Source organism: Thermococcus sp., from assembly GCF_027066465.1.
In the GTDB taxonomy this organism is placed as follows: domain Archaea; phylum Methanobacteriota_B; class Thermococci; order Thermococcales; family Thermococcaceae; genus Thermococcus.
Genome location: NZ_JAMONU010000047.1, coordinates 1 through 15,209, shown reverse-complemented (window position 1 = coordinate 15,209; position 15,209 = coordinate 1). Strand labels below are relative to the sequence as shown.

The following is a 15,209-nucleotide window of genomic DNA, read 5'->3' as shown; positions in this document are numbered from 1 at the left end:
AATTTGAGATATTAGATATTGGAAATCAATAGTTTGCCTTAAATTCTCTCGAAGTCCTTTAGATCCCAGACCAAAAAGACCTCTTTCCTCAGCTCCTCTTTTCCTTCAACACTCTTAGCAACAAGCCCGTAGCTCTTCTCCCAGCCCTCAATCCCAACGAGTTCTGCTTTCCTCTCCAGGTCCTTCAGAATTCCCCGCGCTTCCCTTTCGCTCAGTTTCTTCCACTTGACCTCGACGAACATAGCTTTCTTTTCCCGCTCGTTCAAAGCGACCAAATCAATCTCCTCTCCTTTTCTCCACCAGCGGCCGATTTTTGTGAAGCGGAACGGAAGCTCCCCTCTTCTGTTCAGCTCGATGAGGAACTCCCTCGCAATTTCCTCGAAAACGAAGCCGAGGTACTCGTTGAAGTTCCGCTTAATGTCGTCAGCAACGTCAATCCCCATCTCGATTTCGCTCCTCCGCGGATAGACGAAGCGGAACCAGAAGTTGAAGAGGTTGTCCGCTATGCGGTAGCGCCCCCGCTTTCCGCCGGTTACGGGCAGTTCCTCGGTAACGTAGCCCATCTCCTGAAGGACGAGCAGGTACTTGCCGAGCGAGTTCTTCTCTATTCTCGCTTTGTCCGCTATCTCCCCGAAGCGGGTGTAGCCGAGCGCTATTGCCCTGAGGATTGAGAAGTAGCGCGAGACGTCGCGGAGCTCCTCCTTGAGGAGGTACTTCGGCTCGTCGTAGTACTTGGCGCCCTTCGAGAGGAGCAGAACTCTGAGGTTGTCCCAGAAGTCAAGCTCGGGATTGTAGTCGGCCCAGTACTGCGGGACGCCACCGAAGACGGAATAGACATAGACCGCCTCCTCCGTGCTCAGCGGGTGGAACTTCCTGACCTTAAAAAAGCTCATCTCCTCGACCTTCCACGCCCCGGTTCTCCGCCCGTATATCGGCGATTTGGCTGAAAGAACGCCCTCCATGAAGGAAACCAGCGAGCCGCAGAGAACGAGCATTATCTTCGTCTTCGAAAGGTGAAAATCCCAGTACTTCTGAAGGACGCTGAGGAATTCCCTATGGGCCTTAGCCACGTACTGAACCTCGTCTATCACCACGACGAGCCTCTCCCCGCTTTTTCCCGCGAGGTAAGTGAAAAACGCTTTCCAGCTCTGGAGCGGGTTCTCCCGCAGGAACGGGTCGTTGAAGTACTCCGCCAGTCTCTCTGAGAAATCCTCTAAGATGGTCTCGCTCTCCTCCGCGAGAAGATAAACTCCCCCGACCTCCGAGAGGAACCTTTGAAGGAGGTACGTCTTGCCTATCCTCCTCCGGCCGTAGAGGATTATCAGTTCTGGCTTCCCCGAGGCGTACCTTGACCTCAGGAACTTGAGCTCGCTCTCGCGGTCAATGAACTTACTCGTGAGTATCATACTCGTGAGTACGTTTCATGGCTTATAAGCTTTGGGGCTTGGACTTGAAATAATATTGGGGGATTCAGTGGGGGACTATTCCTTGTTGAGAATCCCCGCCAGCAGTTCCGCCAGTCTCTCGGCGCGCTTCTTTATCAGCTCGCTCGGCTCCTGAAAGAGGCCTGTTGAGCCCGGCTGACAGCCGATGAGCACGAACTCAGCGTTAATCATAGTTTTCATGAACCGGGTGACGAACTTCAGCGGAAGTCCGTGCGTCGATATTGCCTCCCCGAGCGTCCCCTCCGGGTCGGCTATGATGTACTCGCCGACCTCACCGCCGAAATCAACGGCATCGACGAGGACAACGAGGTCTGGCTTAAAGCTCGCTATCTTCCCAGTGTAGTTCTCCGGAACCTCCCCGCAGTTCAGCACGAGGACGTCGGGGTTGTCCAGCAACTCCTTTAGCCTCTCCGCGACCAGAACGCCGAAGGCGTCGTCCCCCCGGATGTCGTTCCCGATTCCGCAGACCACGACCCTTTTCTTTCCCTGGAAGAGTTCTTCGAGGTTCATTTTCTTTCACCCAGTTTCATCAAAACGAAGTTCAGAACCTTCCGTGCGATTTCGATTGCTTCCCCGGCAAGCTCCCCGGGAACCGAGTAGTAGCCGGGATACCTGACCTCAACGGCAAAATCCGAGAGGTAGTGGGCTTTTAGGTCGTACAACTCCTCGAACGAGGGGTCTATCTCCTTGCACCGCTCGATAAGGTAGGCTATATCGTGGGTTCTAACAAGGGGTTTGCCGTGTTTGATTAAGAACGCCTTCAAGAACTTTTCAACGGCCTGCTGGGCGTGAAAAGCGGCGTAGTCAAAGATGCCGTTTTCGAGTGCAAGTTCCGCGAGTCTTAGGTCGTCACGGCCTTTTCTTATCCAGTCTCTCCAGCTCATATCTTAACCCCCTCACGCAGGGCGTAGTGGTAGATGTACTCTTTGGCACCTTTCACTTTCTCAAGTTCGTCCTTCGAGATGACGAGTATGTCCGTCGCGAGGCCTTTCTTTGCGAGCGTTTTCCGTATTTCCCCGGTGAAGGCCAGCCTTTCTTCCCAATTTAAAGGATGAGCGGTTACTATGAGAACGTCCCAATCGCTGTCGGCTCTGAAATCACCCCTAGCGCGGGAGCCGAACAAGATTATTTCAACTACCTTAACCCCATGCTTATCCGCTGACTTCATTACAGCATTATGAATAAGCTTCTTCGCTTCCATCGACCAAAAGTTGGAAAGAAAGGAGAAAAAGTTTTCCCTAAACGGTCTCAGCACCGTACTGTCTCAGAAGGTTGTAGATGTGCTGGGCGGCGTCGGTGTAAATCGTGTACTTCTTGCCCCTTGCCTTGAACTCAAGGTAATAACCACCGAGAAGGGCCTTCTTGAGCTGAAGGAACTTTATCTCGCTCAGCGGAATGTCCTCGTAAACTTCACCAACTCCAGCCGCTCTCAAAGCGGCCTTTATGGCGACCGTTGCAACGTAGCCCCTAAGCCTGTACTTGCCCGTGAGCTTGAGCCTCTTGTTCGTTATCACGAGGTTTCCGACGCGCTCCTGACTCATCGCCCCCATCTTGAAGCGGACTTCACCGCGGTAGAGTTCCTTTTCGGGCTCTTCCGCCGAGACTGTAACTTTCTCAACCGTCTCGGGCACTTCAACTGGCTTCGCCTCTGCGAAGCGCTCCGCCTGCTCCTAAGTGGTTTTAGCGACCGCTCCGATTTCGGCCTCGTAAGCCTCGACGACGGCCTTGAGAAGGAAGTAGTGGAACTCAAAGAGGTATTTGAAGAACTTAACGTTGCCGATGACGAACTTATCGCGCTCGTCGAGCATTTCACGGGCTTCATTGAGGAGTTCACGCATCTTCTCGACGTCACCGAGGTATAGGGCGTCGCAGGCGCGGGCGGCGAATTTTAATGCCTTCAACATTATGGCAGTATCATGTAATGGCTTAGGCACTACTTCTTGGCCAATAACATCTTTTAAAACTTCTTGGGATTTCCACCCTAAAAGATCTCTTGTTAATTTTGAAGCGAGGATGTTCAAGTCTTTCAACTCTTTCGTAGCGAGTTTGAGATTTGAAGCAGCGTTCTCAAAATCTCCTTCAGCTAATGCCAAAATTGCTTTGCTAATAGTTGCCGTAGAACATCAATATAAGCCTGTTTCCAAGATTTTTTAAACTGTGCTAACATTTTTGAAACGTCTCCACTACAGGCTTGTTGCACATCTTCAAGAAGCTCTTTTTCTTGCTTCTGTGCTTTCAATAACTTAGCCTTAGCTTGAGAATAGCTACGATGTGCGTCATACCAAAGGAAGGGGAATGTAAACCAAAATGATGAAAGAGCTACTGCCACTATTAAAACGCTGAGATTGTTTATAGATTTGATGAATAGGTAAGCACCTAACGCCCCAAGAGGTGTCGTTATTAGTGTCCATCTTTTAAATCTTTCAACATCCTTTTGATGAAATTCCACATCATGCTCTAGTTTCTCGCGTCTCTCTCCTCAGCAGCTTTTTTGGCAATATTTAGGCAGTTGTTAATTTTAGTAAAGTCAATTTGTGGAGCTTCTTTTACCCGCTCCAGCTCAGCTTTCATCTTCTCAAGAAGAGCGTCGAGGTTGACGTTGGCCTGCAACGACACACCACCCGAAGAAGTAGGGCGTGAAGATATTTAGGAGTTTCGGCTCGGAGCCTCTAAAAACGTTCTTTATTCACACGATGAATTCCAGTCAGGATTATAAGCGGCACTCCTTTATCTATGGTGGTCAAGAGATACAGGCAGAAGACGACAATTCCAGACCATCTACGGTCTCTATATCCGCCTCTGCCTCTTCCCTCGTGTAGTTTATTGGGACGTCCCTCTTCCTCAGTTCGTAAAGGAATTCCCTCAGACTCAGGCCCGCAAATTCCGCGGCCTTTCCGAGGCTCAGCCTCCCCTCGCGGTACAGTTCTATGGCCGCGAGCAGAAGGAGCTCTCGCTCAGGTTTCGGGCCGAGGAACTCTCGAAGTGTGGCAGGGGTTACACCTTCCATGCTCCCACCTGAAGTGTAGTGTCTTGGAAAATATTTAGGGGTTTCGCCCTCTGAAATGAATGGAAAAAGAGAGCTCACAGCTTCTCCGCAAGCTCCCTAACCTTCTCCGCGAACTCGGTCTTCATGAGCTCCTCGACGTTTCCGACCTTTGCGTCGAGGTCCGGATAGAAGGGTATTCCGATGAGGTACGGGACGTTGTAGCGCTCGGCGAGCTTCCTGACGTCTTCCTCGTCGTTCAGCTTCATGTTCTCGACGACGCCAAGAACGCTGTGCTTCTCCTCGAGGAGCAGCTGGATTAACTTTTCCACGACGTTGAGGGCGAGCTTCGACGGGGTTGCAACGACGAGGAACTCACCCCTCTTGAGGAAGCGGAGAACGTCGAGGAGCTGGTCGCCGAGTCCCGGCGGCATGTCGATGATGAGGTAGTCAAGCTCGTCCCAGCGGGTTATCGTGAGGAGCTCGATGAGGGCGTCGCTGATTTCCTTCCCGCGGAGCGGTGTGGGCCTGTTCTCGGTGTAGTAGGCGATGCTCATGAACTTTATCCCGTGGACCGTCGGCGGAACCACTCCCTTGTCCTCCTCCGGGAACTCCTTCGGCTCGAAGCCGAGAATCACGTGGTCGCTTGCCCCGTGGAAGTCGAGGTCGAGCAGGCCGACTTTATGGCCTTTCTCAGCCAGAGCTAAAGCGAGGGTCGTCGAGATGAGCGATTTTCCAACACCGCCTTTCCCGCTGACGACGGGGATTATCCTCTTGACATTCTCAAGCCTCGCGTTTATCGCTATCTCGCGCGGGTCAATCATGCCTCTCCCTCCTTCTCAATCATTATCCCGGCAACGTAAACTCCCCTTCCCTGAACGACCTCGAAGTCATGGCTCCCGCACTTCGGACAGGCAAGAAACGCGTGGACGACCTCGGGAATGAAGTGGATGTCCTCCTTTATGCGCTCGTCGAACTGGTCCTTGACTTCCTTGAGCTTCCAGGTGTGCCCGCAGTTGCGGCACTTGAAGACGGCCTCTTCCTCCTCGAAGATTATCTCGGCCCCTTCGGCAATCGTTCCCGCGAACATCTGCTCCATCGCGAACTTCACTATGTCCTCCGCAACGTCTTGGAGTTCGCCGAGAACGACCTTGACGGCCTTTACTCTCTTTGCCCCCTCCCTCTGGGCGTAGTTCAGGACGGTTCTAACTATGGCATCCGCCAGCGCCCACTCGTGCATGGTATCACCGAGAGCGTATTGGGGTAACACCTTAAAAAGTCTTTACCGACCTTGGGAAGCACCTTGAAGGGTGGAAACAGATTATCAGCGGTTCCGGAGAAGGTGTAGTGCTCGTTTGGAAGTGTAGAAAAAGAAAATCAGGCGTGAACTTCCTCAGTTATCCCTCCTAGGGCCTTCTCGCCGATTGTTTCAACGGCCCTGTAGTAGCTTGGTACGTAGAGGCTTGGTCCGCGGAGGACGACGCTCTCGTCGACCCAGCTGACCTCGGTCAGTCCCTTCGGCTTTCCGTGCCTGAGGATGTCCTGCCAGAGGCGCTTGTTGATTATGCAACCCGGGTCGTCGCCGGCCAAATCGAGCGTGTAGTGGTATGCCCTCGCACGGCAGCCGCCGCAGATGTACTTGTAGGGGCACCTGCCGCACTGTCCCTCCCAGCTGTCCCTGTCGCGGAGGATGCTGAAGATTCTGCTCGTCTCCCATATCTCCTTGAACGTCTTGTTCCTAACGTTCCCGACCGGAAGTGGCAGGAAGACGCATGGAACTACCGTCCCGTCGGGTTCTATGCCGGCGTAAATCCTGCCGGCACCGCAACCGCCTATAAACTCGGCAAGCGTTTTCACAGCGTTGTCCTCACCGATGTAGAAGTGTGCCGGTGTAACGCTCTTTCCCGCGCTCATGAGCAGTGTAACGCGCGCGTACTGTGGCGCGGTCGTCAGTATCTCGAGCTTCCTCTTCTTCATCTGCTTGTAAACTTCCTTCATGAACTCCTCGCGCTCCTCTGGAGACAGGTCAACCTTGACCATGTCCTCTGCCCTCCCCGTTGGCACGAGGTTGAAGAAGATGACGCGCTTCACGCCTATGCTCTCCGCGAGGTCAAGTATGTCGTCTATCTCGTGGTATGTCTCTTTGTCCATTATGGTTGCCATTCCGTGGCTCAGGTCGAGCTCTACCGCGTTCTCCAGAGCCTTTACAGCATGCTCCCAGGCCCCGGGAATCCCGCGGAACTTGTCGTGCTTCTCGGGTTTCGCGGAATCAATGCTGACCTCGACGTATTTTATACCCGCCTTGACGGCCTTCTCCAGCTCCTCCTTTTTGGCGAACGTCCAGCCGTTCGTTGCGACCGACGTGTGGATTCCCCTGCTCGACAGTTCTTTGACAATTCTGAGGAAGTGCGGGTGTATCGTTGGCTCGCCGCCGCTCAGCGCGACGGCCGCAACTCCAGCTCTGTCGAGCTGGTCAACGAGCATGAGCTTTTCCTCGAGGGTGAGTTCACTTGGCAGGGGTTTGTCTGCCCTCTGGTAGCAGTGCTGGCAGCGGAAGTTGCACATGTTGGTGAAGTTCCACACAATCAGGAATGGACCGGCGAGACGCTGGGGAACGGTTACCCCGTACTTCGCTATTCCCTCAAGAACCACCCAGATTCCGCGCCTTATGTGCGGGTCCCTGAGGAGGGCCTCTTTAACGGCTTCCTCATCTCCGTGGGCAAGTTTTATTCCAAGCTTTAGAAGGAGCTTTATGACATCGGCCTGGAAGCGAACCATCATGGGGGCGTTTATGCTCTCGCCGGCGTAGATGCTGAGCGCCCAGTAGAGGGCAGGGAGTTCCCTTCCGTTGATTTCGTACTTCTTGAGGGTGGGTCTAATGAGGGCCCTGGCTATCGGATTGCCGAGGATAAGCTTGAAGGCCTTTAGGGCGGTCGTAACCTGGTTTCCTCCCGAGGAGTTACCCTTCTCCGCCATTTTTCCCACCTCCATTTAGAATTCGGGCAAAAATGCGTTTAAAGTTTTCGATGTAATTAACAGATAGCTTATGTTAATTTTTTCTGATATATCTAATATATCAAATATAACCGAAAAATTTAAATAATAGTTGGACCTACCGTAAAATGAAAACCCGGAGGTGATTGAGATGGCATCTGCAAGAACCGGTGTCTGGCTTGTCCTGATTGGTGCGGTGTTGATTTTAGTTGACGGCATAACTGTGTTGGCAACGGGGCACTACTACGGATGGCACTACGGAGGAGTGTCAGCGGTCGGCTGGACTGAGGTAGTTCTGAGCATAATAATGTTCATCATAACGGCTTACTACAAAAGGAGTCCAAGCGCCGTTGGATGGACGAACGTTGTGCTGGCGTTCATAACCATGCCCTTCGATGGGGGGTTCTGGACGATTGGGGCTTGGCTCGCGGTTATCGGCGGCGCGATAATAGCGACCTCCAAGTGAGCTCGATTTATCAAGGTCGTTTCAGACATTTTTATAAGCCTTTTATTTTAATTTTCAGAAGGGGATTGAGATGAAGGCCAAAGGGGAGCACAGAAAGTTCATTGAGATTGTTGAGCGTATAATGATTAGGTGGGGCTATACTGCAACGGATGGGAAGGTTTACGCCCTTCTGTTGCTCTCTGAAAAGCCCATGACGATAACCGAGCTCGCCAAAGCTACTGGTTTAAGCCGCTCCTCTATTTCGGTTTCCCTCAACCGGCTTGTTAGGGAGTACTTTGTTACGTGCCGCAGGGAGGGTAAAACCAAGTACTTCACGGCCGTTCCCGCTTTCCTTGAAAAGTTCCTCCGCCAGCCGAAGGATATACTCGAAAGGGAAGTCAGACCGCTTGAGGAGATAGTCGAAACCCTCATTCAGAAGAGCGAGGGGGAAATGAAGTCCCGGCTTGAGGCGATACTTGATGACCTCAGAAAACTCGAATGCGTCCTTGAGCTTATAATCAGGGTGGAAGAGGAAGAGAGCGAGTGCCTCACCGGCTCATGAGGCACATCTTTAACGTTTTTACGAGGGTGATGACCCACAGAATTAGAAGGACCCACAGGAGTCCGTATCCAAACAGCTTCATAAGCTCCAGACCGAACGCCTCCCCTAAATCCATGCTTGCGTTGGTAAAGGCACCCAGCGGAAAGATGAACGCCCACCATGAGAGACTGTAGGGCAGTTCCATTTTTCTAATGTAGTGTATGGTCAGTGCTAGGGCCATTATCAGCCACCAGAAACCGAGTCCCCAGAGGAAGAACGCGAATATGAAGAGGGGGTCCTTCGATACCGCTATGCTGGAGTTGTTGAGCAGGGCGAAGAGCGCGGTTATACTGGCCCCTATCGGCCCCAAGTTCATCCATATCAGGGGTGCCATCTGGGGTGGGAGTAGCTCGTGCCTTATAAACCTCAGTGTAACGACCGCATAGAGTATTAAATAGAGGAAAAATCCAGCTCCCCAGCCGAGATAGTTCACTATGGTGACGAACTCCCGCATGTAGCCGGAAGTTGTCTTCATGAAAACCGCACCAAAGGGGATTATAACCAATGCAACCGGCGGGATGTACCAAGCCGGTGATAGATGCCTCAGGTCAACATCACCCGCTATGAAAACCTCGTAGGACATCCAGAACGCAAATACAAACGTTAATGCAAGCCCCCACAGCCAGAGGTACCAAGCGGCCCCTTGCTCGTGCATAATCGTTAGCAACTGAGCCGCCAGCACTATGGTAGCTGCTCCGCTTGTGCCGTAGAAGTGTCCTTTCGAGGGGTGTCTGAGGTCGTTCAGCGCTTCCTCCCGATAGAGCACCCATCTGGCAAGCCACGGAACTAAAAGCACGGCGTAGAGAACTGCGTTTAAATACGTCAGCGCGAGTCCGACATCCTTCAGATACGTCAAGTAAGATGAGTATCTGTACGAAGCGATGCCAACGGCCCCGGTGCCCATAACGCTCGCGAACCACGCCGGATTGAAGTTTTTAATTCTCTCCATATGAACCTCCCTCCATTTGATTTCTTTTTTCACAGAATTAGGGTTCCTTAAAAGTTTTTTGGTTCTAAAATGTCTAATGTGTTCAATGAGTTCGACGTAAAGATTTATAAAGTCGTGTTCATCTATTTGAGGGGCAAAAGAAAATGAGGTGAACCTAATGAACTATCCAGAGCTGGCGCTAATCGCGTTTGTTCTCAGCGTGGTGTTCTCAATAGGGGGTGTGGGTTCGGCGATAGCAATAGTTCCCGTTATGGGTTGGCTTGGAGTGCCTCTGATGGAGGCAAAGCCGGCAGGTCTTTTCATAAACACGCTCTCAATGCTGTCTGCTACCTTGAAAAACCTGAGACACGGAAAACTTGACCACCGCTTTGGACTTCCCATTCTAATCGTTGCAACGGTTATGGCACCCCTTGGTGCGTACTCCGGCAGGTTTATTCCCAGAACCTATGTTCTCTGGATTTTTGTTGCCTTTCTGCTTTACTCAGGCACGATGATGATTTTCTTTAAACCGAGGAGGGGTGGCACAGGCGGGAATCATGTGCTGGAGGGCTCGATTATAGGGGGTGTTGCAGGTTTTCTTGGGGGTCTTCTGGGGGTGGGCGGTGGTGGAATCATAAGTCCTGCCCTGATAATGCTCGGTTACGAGCCCAAGAAGGTTGCCGCAACGACCGCCTTGGTTGTCTTCTTCTCGTCCCTCAGCGGCTTTCTCACGTACTGGAGAATGGGTGTTCTCAGCTGGGAGCTACTTCTCTGGGTGGCTGTGCCAGCCATAGCCGGTGGGTGGATTGGAACCCACCTGATGCACTTCAGGATGAGCTCTGAGCAGGTAAAAAAGGTGATAGGGGTTATAATGTACGTAATTGCGGTCAAAACGCTCATTGTGTCTATGGGTTGAATACACTCTCCGTTCCCGTTGGTTCGCTTTCCCTCTTTGTAAGGGGTTTTGTAATCTCAAAGGCTTTTCTTATAATCCCGTTTTCAATGACAAGCTTTTTAACGTACTCCTTTGGTGGGAACTCTATTGCGTTGCACGGACAGAGGGTCGCGCAGGTTGAACAGCCCACCATGCAGTTGTAGGGCATTGCAACTATGGGTCTGCCTTTCTCCCTGTCCCAGTCGAACACCCTTCTCCCGCAGGTTATGAAGCATATCCCGCAACCGGCGCAGTTCTCATAGTGTATCTTAGGGTACCATTCGATTTCCCGCCTGTCTATTCCCCACCAGGGAATAACGCTCAGGTCCTTAACCGGACGTCCCAGGGCGTCCTTTCCAACGATGGGAGCTTCTCCTTCTGACATTCTTCCACCCCCAACTGAGGGTGTTCGACTAAATTTAAAAAATTTTTCATATGTATATGTTTTCAACCAATAGTTCTGGACGAATCTGACCAGAAACCTTTAAAAAGCGTTAGGTTTACCTAACACATGAAAAATATCTAAAATGAAAGATATATCAGGTGAGATAGATGTTGAGGAAGGTGCTCGTGCCGACTGATTTCAGCCCCGGCTATGAGGGTGCGGTGCTCGCGTTTGAGAGAAGAAACGAGCTCCCCGTGGGGGAAGTGGTTCTACTCCACGTCGTTGAGGAGGACAGAGTTGAGGTGCTGGAGGACATCTCCGAATTTGAGAAAGGGGAGGTTACGGTTGATGACGTCGAACGGGAGCTCGTGGAACTCGCGGAGAGGCGACTCGAAACCGAGCGGGAGAGACTGAAGAGGGCCTTCAGAACGGCGAAGGTGAAAGTTCTGGTCAGGGTTGGGGTTCCCTGGAAGGAGATAGTCAACGTCGCGAATGAGGAGGATGTTTCCCTTATCTTCCTTCCGAGTCACGGTCGGCTTGGGTTCTCCAGGGAGCTCCTCGGTTCAACAACAATGAGAGTTCTGAAGGAGACGTCTAAACCGGTTCTCATCATAAAGGCAGGAGGGTGATTTTTATGGACTGGTTGAGGCTCAAGAACCATCTCGACAGGTACCTTCCCCTTTACGTTACGCTCTCTATGATAGCCGGCTTTTACGTTGGGGTGCACGCGAACCTAAAACCTTACCATGAAACGCTTAAAACCCTCAACATGCTCGTCGTTATAAGCATGATTTATCCCATGATGATTAACCTCCGCGTGGGGGAGCTTAAGAACAGTGCTAAACTCTGGAAGCAACTCACAATAGCCCTCTTCATGGGGCTCGTGCTGTCCCCCCTGATAATGTATGCCTCGGTTCTCCTGGTAAACTCGTTCCATCCAATGAACCACCTGCTTGTGCTCGGTCTTCTGCTCGCAGTTGTCGTGCCGTGCTCCTCGATGAGCATAGCGTACACGGGGTTTACCAAGGGCAACCTTGAGCTGGCGACGATAATCGTGGCCCTCAGCTTCACGCTGGCAATCGTAACCGTGCCCGGCTGGCTAAAGGTCTTCGCGGCAAGCTACCATGTCCCAATATCCGCCTGGTTGCTCGTTAAGACAATCCTGATAGTGGTCATAGTTCCAATGGTGCTCGGTGTAGCAACAAGGCACTACCTAATCTCCCGTATGGGTTCGGAGGGATTCCTCAGAATCCGACCCGCCTTTCCGGCGGTTTCCCTCCTCGGCATGTACGCGATAGTCTTTCTAATATTCATGGAAAAGGCCAGAGTCATAGCAGGCAAGCCTGAAATCGTGGGCCTCGCCCTGCTTCCGCTTGTTGTTTACTACACAGTGTCGCTGACCTTTATGACGCTCCTCAACAGGGCACTTGGAATCTCTTACAGGGACCACATGGCGATGACGTTTACCTCGGTAGGAAAGAACGAGGGAACTGCCATGGCAATAGCCCTCGCGGCCGGAATGGGAATGATGGCAATACCCCCCGCGATAACTCCCATAGTTCAAATACCGTTCTTGGTTGGCTACGTTAAAATGTGGAGAAAAATCGCCGGCCTCTGGAAGTGCAGGGTTCTTGAGGAGGGAACCCCCTCTGTTTCCTGATTCTCTTTCATTTGAGTAGCACGTATCTTATCGTTTTGAACCCTGTAATCACCCAGAGGGAGAGGAGAAGCCAGTAGAGTGCGAATCCAAAGGCATCTATTGCCCCGATTCCAAGTGTTTTACCCACGTTGTGGGTGGCGCTAACGTATGCGCCCAGAGGGAAGATAAAGGCCCACCATGCGAGGCTGTAGGGGAGATTGAGCCTCCTGATGTAGTGGAGCGTCATCACAACTGCCATTATCAGCCACCACACGCCGAAGCCCCAGAATATCAGCCCGAAAGCAAAGAATGGCTCCTTAACTCTGAGGAAGGTGCTGGCACTGATTAGGGAGTACAGGGTTGATGTTCCCGCCCCAATAGGACCGAGGTTTATCCATATTGCCGGGGCCATCCCGCATGGCATGGGCTCGTGCCTTATGAACCTGTACATGACTATTGAGAACAGCGCCAGATACAGGAAAAAGCCCGAACCCCATGCAAAGTAGTTCACCGCATACAGGACTTCCCTAACCGTTCCGGAGTACATGACGGCTATCCTTGAGCCGCTCAGGGGTATCACTATCAGTCCAACTGGAGGTATAAACCACGCAGGTGTCACCGCCTTTATGTCCACCTCCTTCTCAACGAACATTATATATGGAATTAGCAGGGCAAAGAAAACCGTGAGGGTCGTTCCCACGAACCAGAAAGCCTTTGCGGTAATCACGTTCTTAACTATGAAGAGGTAATCTGCTGACAGAACTAGCATCGCGACGGCTATCGTTCCATAGAAGTGGCTTATAACTGGATGCCTGAGGTCGCTGAGAGCGTTTTCTCGGTATTTAATCCACCTAATGCTCCAAGGAACCAGGAGAATCAAAAAGAGCGCGGTATTCAGATACGTTAATGTTACGGCGATTTCCTTTAGCAGATAAAGCCTCTGGGAGTAGGCAAGACTTACCAAAGCCAGTGCGCCAGTGCCCATAACGCTCGCGAACCAGCTGGGAGCGAAATCCTTAACGCCGACCTTCATGTTTTTTCACCAAAGTTGTATCATATGAGAAAATTTAAATATTTCTTGAGTCTAAGGTTGAAAACCCTACCCCTGAACATCGGTAGTCTTAAGATTCGGTGCTTTCTATGGACTTTAAGAACAACCTAACTACGTCAATTGCACGTCCCTCTGCTCCAGTGATTACCTTGATTCCAAGGGCTTGAAAGTGCGAGAGCGCCCTCCCTCCGACCCTGTTGGCGAGCAGCACGTCAACGCACTTTTCTTTGAGGAGGGCTGGCAGTTCACCCGGAGTGTGCCCCTCAGGAAGTTCTATCAATTCGGCCCCGCTGAGCTTTCTTCCCGTTACGAGGAACACCGCAACGTATTTAGCCTTTCCAAAGTGCTCTGACACCTTGGAGTTGAAAGACGGCTCCTCGACTGGAACAGCTACCCTCATTTTAGCCCACCAAAAATTATGAATGACACTTCACCTTTAAATTTTGTGTGTGTGCAAACATATGAACCAAAACCGTTAAAAGCGTGCTACCTCTTTTGAAGTTGGTGATACGATGCTGACCCTCAACAGTCTTGTTGAGGCCAGGGATTACGAGGGAATCCTGCGCTACGCTAGGGAGTTTCACGGGCACGTCTGTCCCTACCTCGCGCTCGGGATAAGGGCCTCGATTATAGCGATGGAGGAACTCGGGGTGGGACGGCTTGACTACGAGGGAAGCGTTGATGAAAGAATCCTTGCAATAGTTGAGAGCAACAGCTGCTTTGCCGACGGCGTTCAGGTAACGACGGGCTGCACCCTCGGCAACAACTCGCTGATATACCTCGACCTCGGTAAAACGGCGCTCACACTCGTTAAGCGCTCGGACTGGACCGGCGTCAGGGTTTACGCCGACGGTGAGAGGCTCCGGAAGTATTACCCTCCCGAGGCCGTTGAGCTGTTCGACAAGGTGGTGAAGGAGCGCAGGGGAACCCCCGAGGAGAGAAAGCGCCTCTGGGAACTCTGGGAGGAAATCGCCTACAAGATGTTGCGGCTTCCAAAGGATGAGTTCAAAGTAGAGCGCGTGAAGGTTAGGCCCATAGAGCCTGCCCCGATTTTTGAGAGCGTCCGCTGTTCAAGGTGCAACGAGCTTGCAATGGCGAGCCGGATTGTTTACCGGAACGGAAAACCGTTCTGCCTGAAATGCGCCGGGGAGAAATACTACGCCGTTATAGGTAGGGGAATAGTTGAGGTGAAGGGAGATGAGGTTTGACTGGAGGAAAGTTTTGGCCGTTTTCATAGTCCTTCTGGCCGTTTCAATGGCCGGATGTATAGGCAGCGGCTCTGGTGCGAGCACTTCCCCGACAAAGACTGCAACTTCCACTGTTTCCTCTTCGACGCCCGCTGAAGCACAGAAGTACATCACCGTCACCGACATGCTCGGAAGAACCGTGAAGGTTCCGGCAAACGTAACAAGGGTCGTTGCCGTTGGACCGGGAGCTTTGAGAATCCTCGTCTACCTCAACGCCACCAAAGACGTCGTCGGAATCGAGGAGTTCGAGAAGCGCTTCCCCTACGGGAGGCCATACATACTGGCCCATCCCGAGCTTCTCAAACTGCCGGTCATCGGGCCAGGCGGTCCCGGAAAGCTCCCTGACATGGAGGCCCTGATTAAGGTCCACCCGCAGGTCATCTTCATGGTCTTCGTGAGCAGGCAGACCGCCGATGAAGTTCAGGAAAAGACGGGAATCCCTGTCGTGGTCCTCAGCTACGGAACGCTGAAGAACTTCACAGACCCGGTCTTCTTCAAGTCGCTCCTCTTAGCTGGAAAAATCCTCGGAAAGGAGAAGAGGGCCGAGGAGGTCATAA

At 52.1% G+C, this 15,209-nt stretch carries 23 protein-coding genes; 7 read left to right on the top strand and 16 right to left on the bottom strand.

Annotated features, from left to right (window positions below):
• Nucleotides 1–38: 38 nt before the first annotated feature.
• The 12 genes from MVK46_RS02085 to MVK46_RS02030 form a co-directional block, all read right to left on the bottom strand.
• Complete coding sequence (locus tag MVK46_RS02085) at nucleotides 39–1,406, bottom strand: ATP-binding protein (RefSeq protein ID WP_297534924.1); 1,368 nt, start codon at nucleotides 1,404–1,406, stop codon at nucleotides 39–41.
• 75 nt (nucleotides 1,407–1,481) lie between these two features.
• Entirely contained in the window at nucleotides 1,482–1,955 is a 474-nt protein-coding gene (locus MVK46_RS02080; RefSeq protein ID WP_297534923.1) for a hydrogenase 3 maturation endopeptidase HyCI, read from the bottom strand.
• The gene (locus tag MVK46_RS02075; RefSeq protein WP_297534922.1) at nucleotides 1,952–2,329 is read right to left on the bottom strand and encodes a HEPN domain-containing protein; all 378 of its coding nucleotides are present in this window, start codon (nucleotides 2,327–2,329) and stop codon (nucleotides 1,952–1,954) included. The genes MVK46_RS02080 and MVK46_RS02075 overlap by 4 nt, the downstream gene beginning before the upstream one ends.
• Nucleotides 2,326–2,613, bottom strand: coding sequence for a nucleotidyltransferase domain-containing protein (locus tag MVK46_RS02070; RefSeq protein WP_297534921.1), 288 nt, complete (start codon nucleotides 2,611–2,613; stop codon nucleotides 2,326–2,328). The genes MVK46_RS02075 and MVK46_RS02070 overlap by 4 nt, the downstream gene beginning before the upstream one ends.
• A 70-nt stretch (nucleotides 2,614–2,683) precedes the next feature.
• The gene (locus tag MVK46_RS02065; RefSeq protein WP_297534920.1) at nucleotides 2,684–3,076 is read right to left on the bottom strand and encodes a hypothetical protein; all 393 of its coding nucleotides are present in this window, start codon (nucleotides 3,074–3,076) and stop codon (nucleotides 2,684–2,686) included.
• A 39-nt stretch (nucleotides 3,077–3,115) separates the two neighbouring features.
• The gene (locus MVK46_RS02060; protein ID WP_297534919.1) at nucleotides 3,116–3,346 is read right to left on the bottom strand and encodes a hypothetical protein; all 231 of its coding nucleotides are present in this window, start codon (nucleotides 3,344–3,346) and stop codon (nucleotides 3,116–3,118) included.
• A gap of 182 nt (nucleotides 3,347–3,528) precedes the next feature.
• Entirely contained in the window at nucleotides 3,529–3,774 is a 246-nt protein-coding gene (locus MVK46_RS02055; RefSeq protein WP_297534918.1) for a hypothetical protein, read from the bottom strand.
• Between the two features lie 128 nt (nucleotides 3,775–3,902).
• Nucleotides 3,903–4,055: a hypothetical protein gene (locus MVK46_RS02050; protein ID WP_297534916.1), complete on the bottom strand. Its 153-nt coding sequence runs from the start codon at nucleotides 4,053–4,055 to the stop codon at nucleotides 3,903–3,905.
• Nucleotides 4,056–4,185: 130 nt separating this feature from the next.
• Nucleotides 4,186–4,452, bottom strand: coding sequence for a UPF0175 family protein (locus MVK46_RS02045; RefSeq protein WP_297534914.1), 267 nt, complete (start codon nucleotides 4,450–4,452; stop codon nucleotides 4,186–4,188).
• Between the two features lie 74 nt (nucleotides 4,453–4,526).
• Nucleotides 4,527–5,252, bottom strand: a complete 726-nt coding sequence (locus tag MVK46_RS02040; protein WP_297534912.1) for an Mrp/NBP35 family ATP-binding protein — start codon at nucleotides 5,250–5,252, stop codon at nucleotides 4,527–4,529.
• On the bottom strand, nucleotides 5,249–5,668 hold the full coding sequence (gene hypA, locus MVK46_RS02035) for a hydrogenase nickel incorporation protein HypA (RefSeq protein ID WP_297534910.1): 420 nt from the start codon (nucleotides 5,666–5,668) through the stop codon (nucleotides 5,249–5,251). Before hypA ends, MVK46_RS02040 begins: the two co-directional genes overlap by 4 nt.
• A gap of 137 nt (nucleotides 5,669–5,805) precedes the next feature.
• Entirely contained in the window at nucleotides 5,806–7,404 is a 1,599-nt protein-coding gene (locus MVK46_RS02030) for a radical SAM protein (RefSeq protein ID WP_297534908.1), read from the bottom strand.
• A gap of 169 nt (nucleotides 7,405–7,573) precedes the next feature.
• Here MVK46_RS02030 and MVK46_RS02025 point away from each other — a divergent pair, with 169 nt between their 5' ends.
• Together MVK46_RS02025 and MVK46_RS02020 are read left to right on the top strand one after the other, a co-directional pair.
• Nucleotides 7,574–7,888, top strand: coding sequence for a hypothetical protein (locus tag MVK46_RS02025; RefSeq protein ID WP_297534906.1), 315 nt, complete (start codon nucleotides 7,574–7,576; stop codon nucleotides 7,886–7,888).
• A 70-nt stretch (nucleotides 7,889–7,958) separates the two neighbouring features.
• Complete coding sequence (locus MVK46_RS02020) at nucleotides 7,959–8,429, top strand: GbsR/MarR family transcriptional regulator (protein WP_297534904.1); 471 nt, start codon at nucleotides 7,959–7,961, stop codon at nucleotides 8,427–8,429.
• Here the strand turns inward: MVK46_RS02020 and tdt (MVK46_RS02015) are convergent.
• The gene (tdt, locus tag MVK46_RS02015; RefSeq protein ID WP_297534902.1) at nucleotides 8,416–9,417 is read right to left on the bottom strand and encodes a tellurite-resistance/dicarboxylate transporter; all 1,002 of its coding nucleotides are present in this window, start codon (nucleotides 9,415–9,417) and stop codon (nucleotides 8,416–8,418) included. The two genes, MVK46_RS02020 and tdt (MVK46_RS02015), sit on opposite strands and share 14 nt — an antisense overlap.
• Nucleotides 9,418–9,574: 157 nt before the next feature.
• Between tdt (MVK46_RS02015) and MVK46_RS02010 the strand changes: the two genes are divergently transcribed.
• Nucleotides 9,575–10,312, top strand: coding sequence for a sulfite exporter TauE/SafE family protein (locus MVK46_RS02010; protein WP_297534901.1), 738 nt, complete (start codon nucleotides 9,575–9,577; stop codon nucleotides 10,310–10,312).
• Here the strand turns inward: MVK46_RS02010 and MVK46_RS02005 are convergent.
• Nucleotides 10,302–10,715 carry a ferredoxin family protein gene (locus tag MVK46_RS02005; RefSeq protein WP_297534900.1) on the bottom strand — a complete coding sequence of 138 codons (414 nt, stop codon included), beginning with the start codon at nucleotides 10,713–10,715 and terminating at the stop codon, nucleotides 10,302–10,304. The two genes, MVK46_RS02010 and MVK46_RS02005, sit on opposite strands and share 11 nt — an antisense overlap.
• 167 nt (nucleotides 10,716–10,882) lie before the next feature.
• Here MVK46_RS02005 and MVK46_RS02000 point away from each other — a divergent pair, with 167 nt between their 5' ends.
• Together MVK46_RS02000 and MVK46_RS01995 are read left to right on the top strand one after the other, a co-directional pair.
• A complete protein-coding gene (locus MVK46_RS02000; RefSeq protein WP_297534898.1) occupies nucleotides 10,883–11,344 on the top strand; it encodes a universal stress protein in 462 nt (153 codons plus the stop codon).
• 5 nt (nucleotides 11,345–11,349) lie between these two features.
• A complete protein-coding gene (locus MVK46_RS01995; protein ID WP_297534897.1) occupies nucleotides 11,350–12,375 on the top strand; it encodes an arsenic resistance protein in 1,026 nt (341 codons plus the stop codon).
• Nucleotides 12,376–12,382: 7 nt separating this feature from the next.
• Here MVK46_RS01995 and tdt (MVK46_RS01990) read toward each other — a convergent pair whose 3' ends face one another.
• Both tdt (MVK46_RS01990) and MVK46_RS01985 read right to left on the bottom strand, forming a co-directional pair.
• Nucleotides 12,383–13,387 (bottom strand): tellurite-resistance/dicarboxylate transporter, encoded by a 1,005-nt coding sequence (tdt, locus tag MVK46_RS01990; RefSeq protein WP_297534894.1) that lies wholly within the window; start codon nucleotides 13,385–13,387, stop codon nucleotides 12,383–12,385.
• A gap of 88 nt (nucleotides 13,388–13,475) precedes the next feature.
• Entirely contained in the window at nucleotides 13,476–13,805 is a 330-nt protein-coding gene (locus MVK46_RS01985; protein ID WP_297534892.1) for a NifB/NifX family molybdenum-iron cluster-binding protein, read from the bottom strand.
• Nucleotides 13,806–13,917: 112 nt separating this feature from the next.
• On the opposite strand from MVK46_RS01985, the gene MVK46_RS01980 reads away from it, so the two are divergent.
• Both MVK46_RS01980 and MVK46_RS01975 read left to right on the top strand, forming a co-directional pair.
• Nucleotides 13,918–14,613 (top strand): FmdE family protein, encoded by a 696-nt coding sequence (locus MVK46_RS01980; protein ID WP_297534890.1) that lies wholly within the window; start codon nucleotides 13,918–13,920, stop codon nucleotides 14,611–14,613.
• Nucleotides 14,603–15,209 (top strand): ABC transporter substrate-binding protein (locus MVK46_RS01975; protein ID WP_297534888.1); only part of this gene is annotated, 607 nt, incomplete at its 3' end. The genes MVK46_RS01980 and MVK46_RS01975, both read left to right, overlap by 11 nt.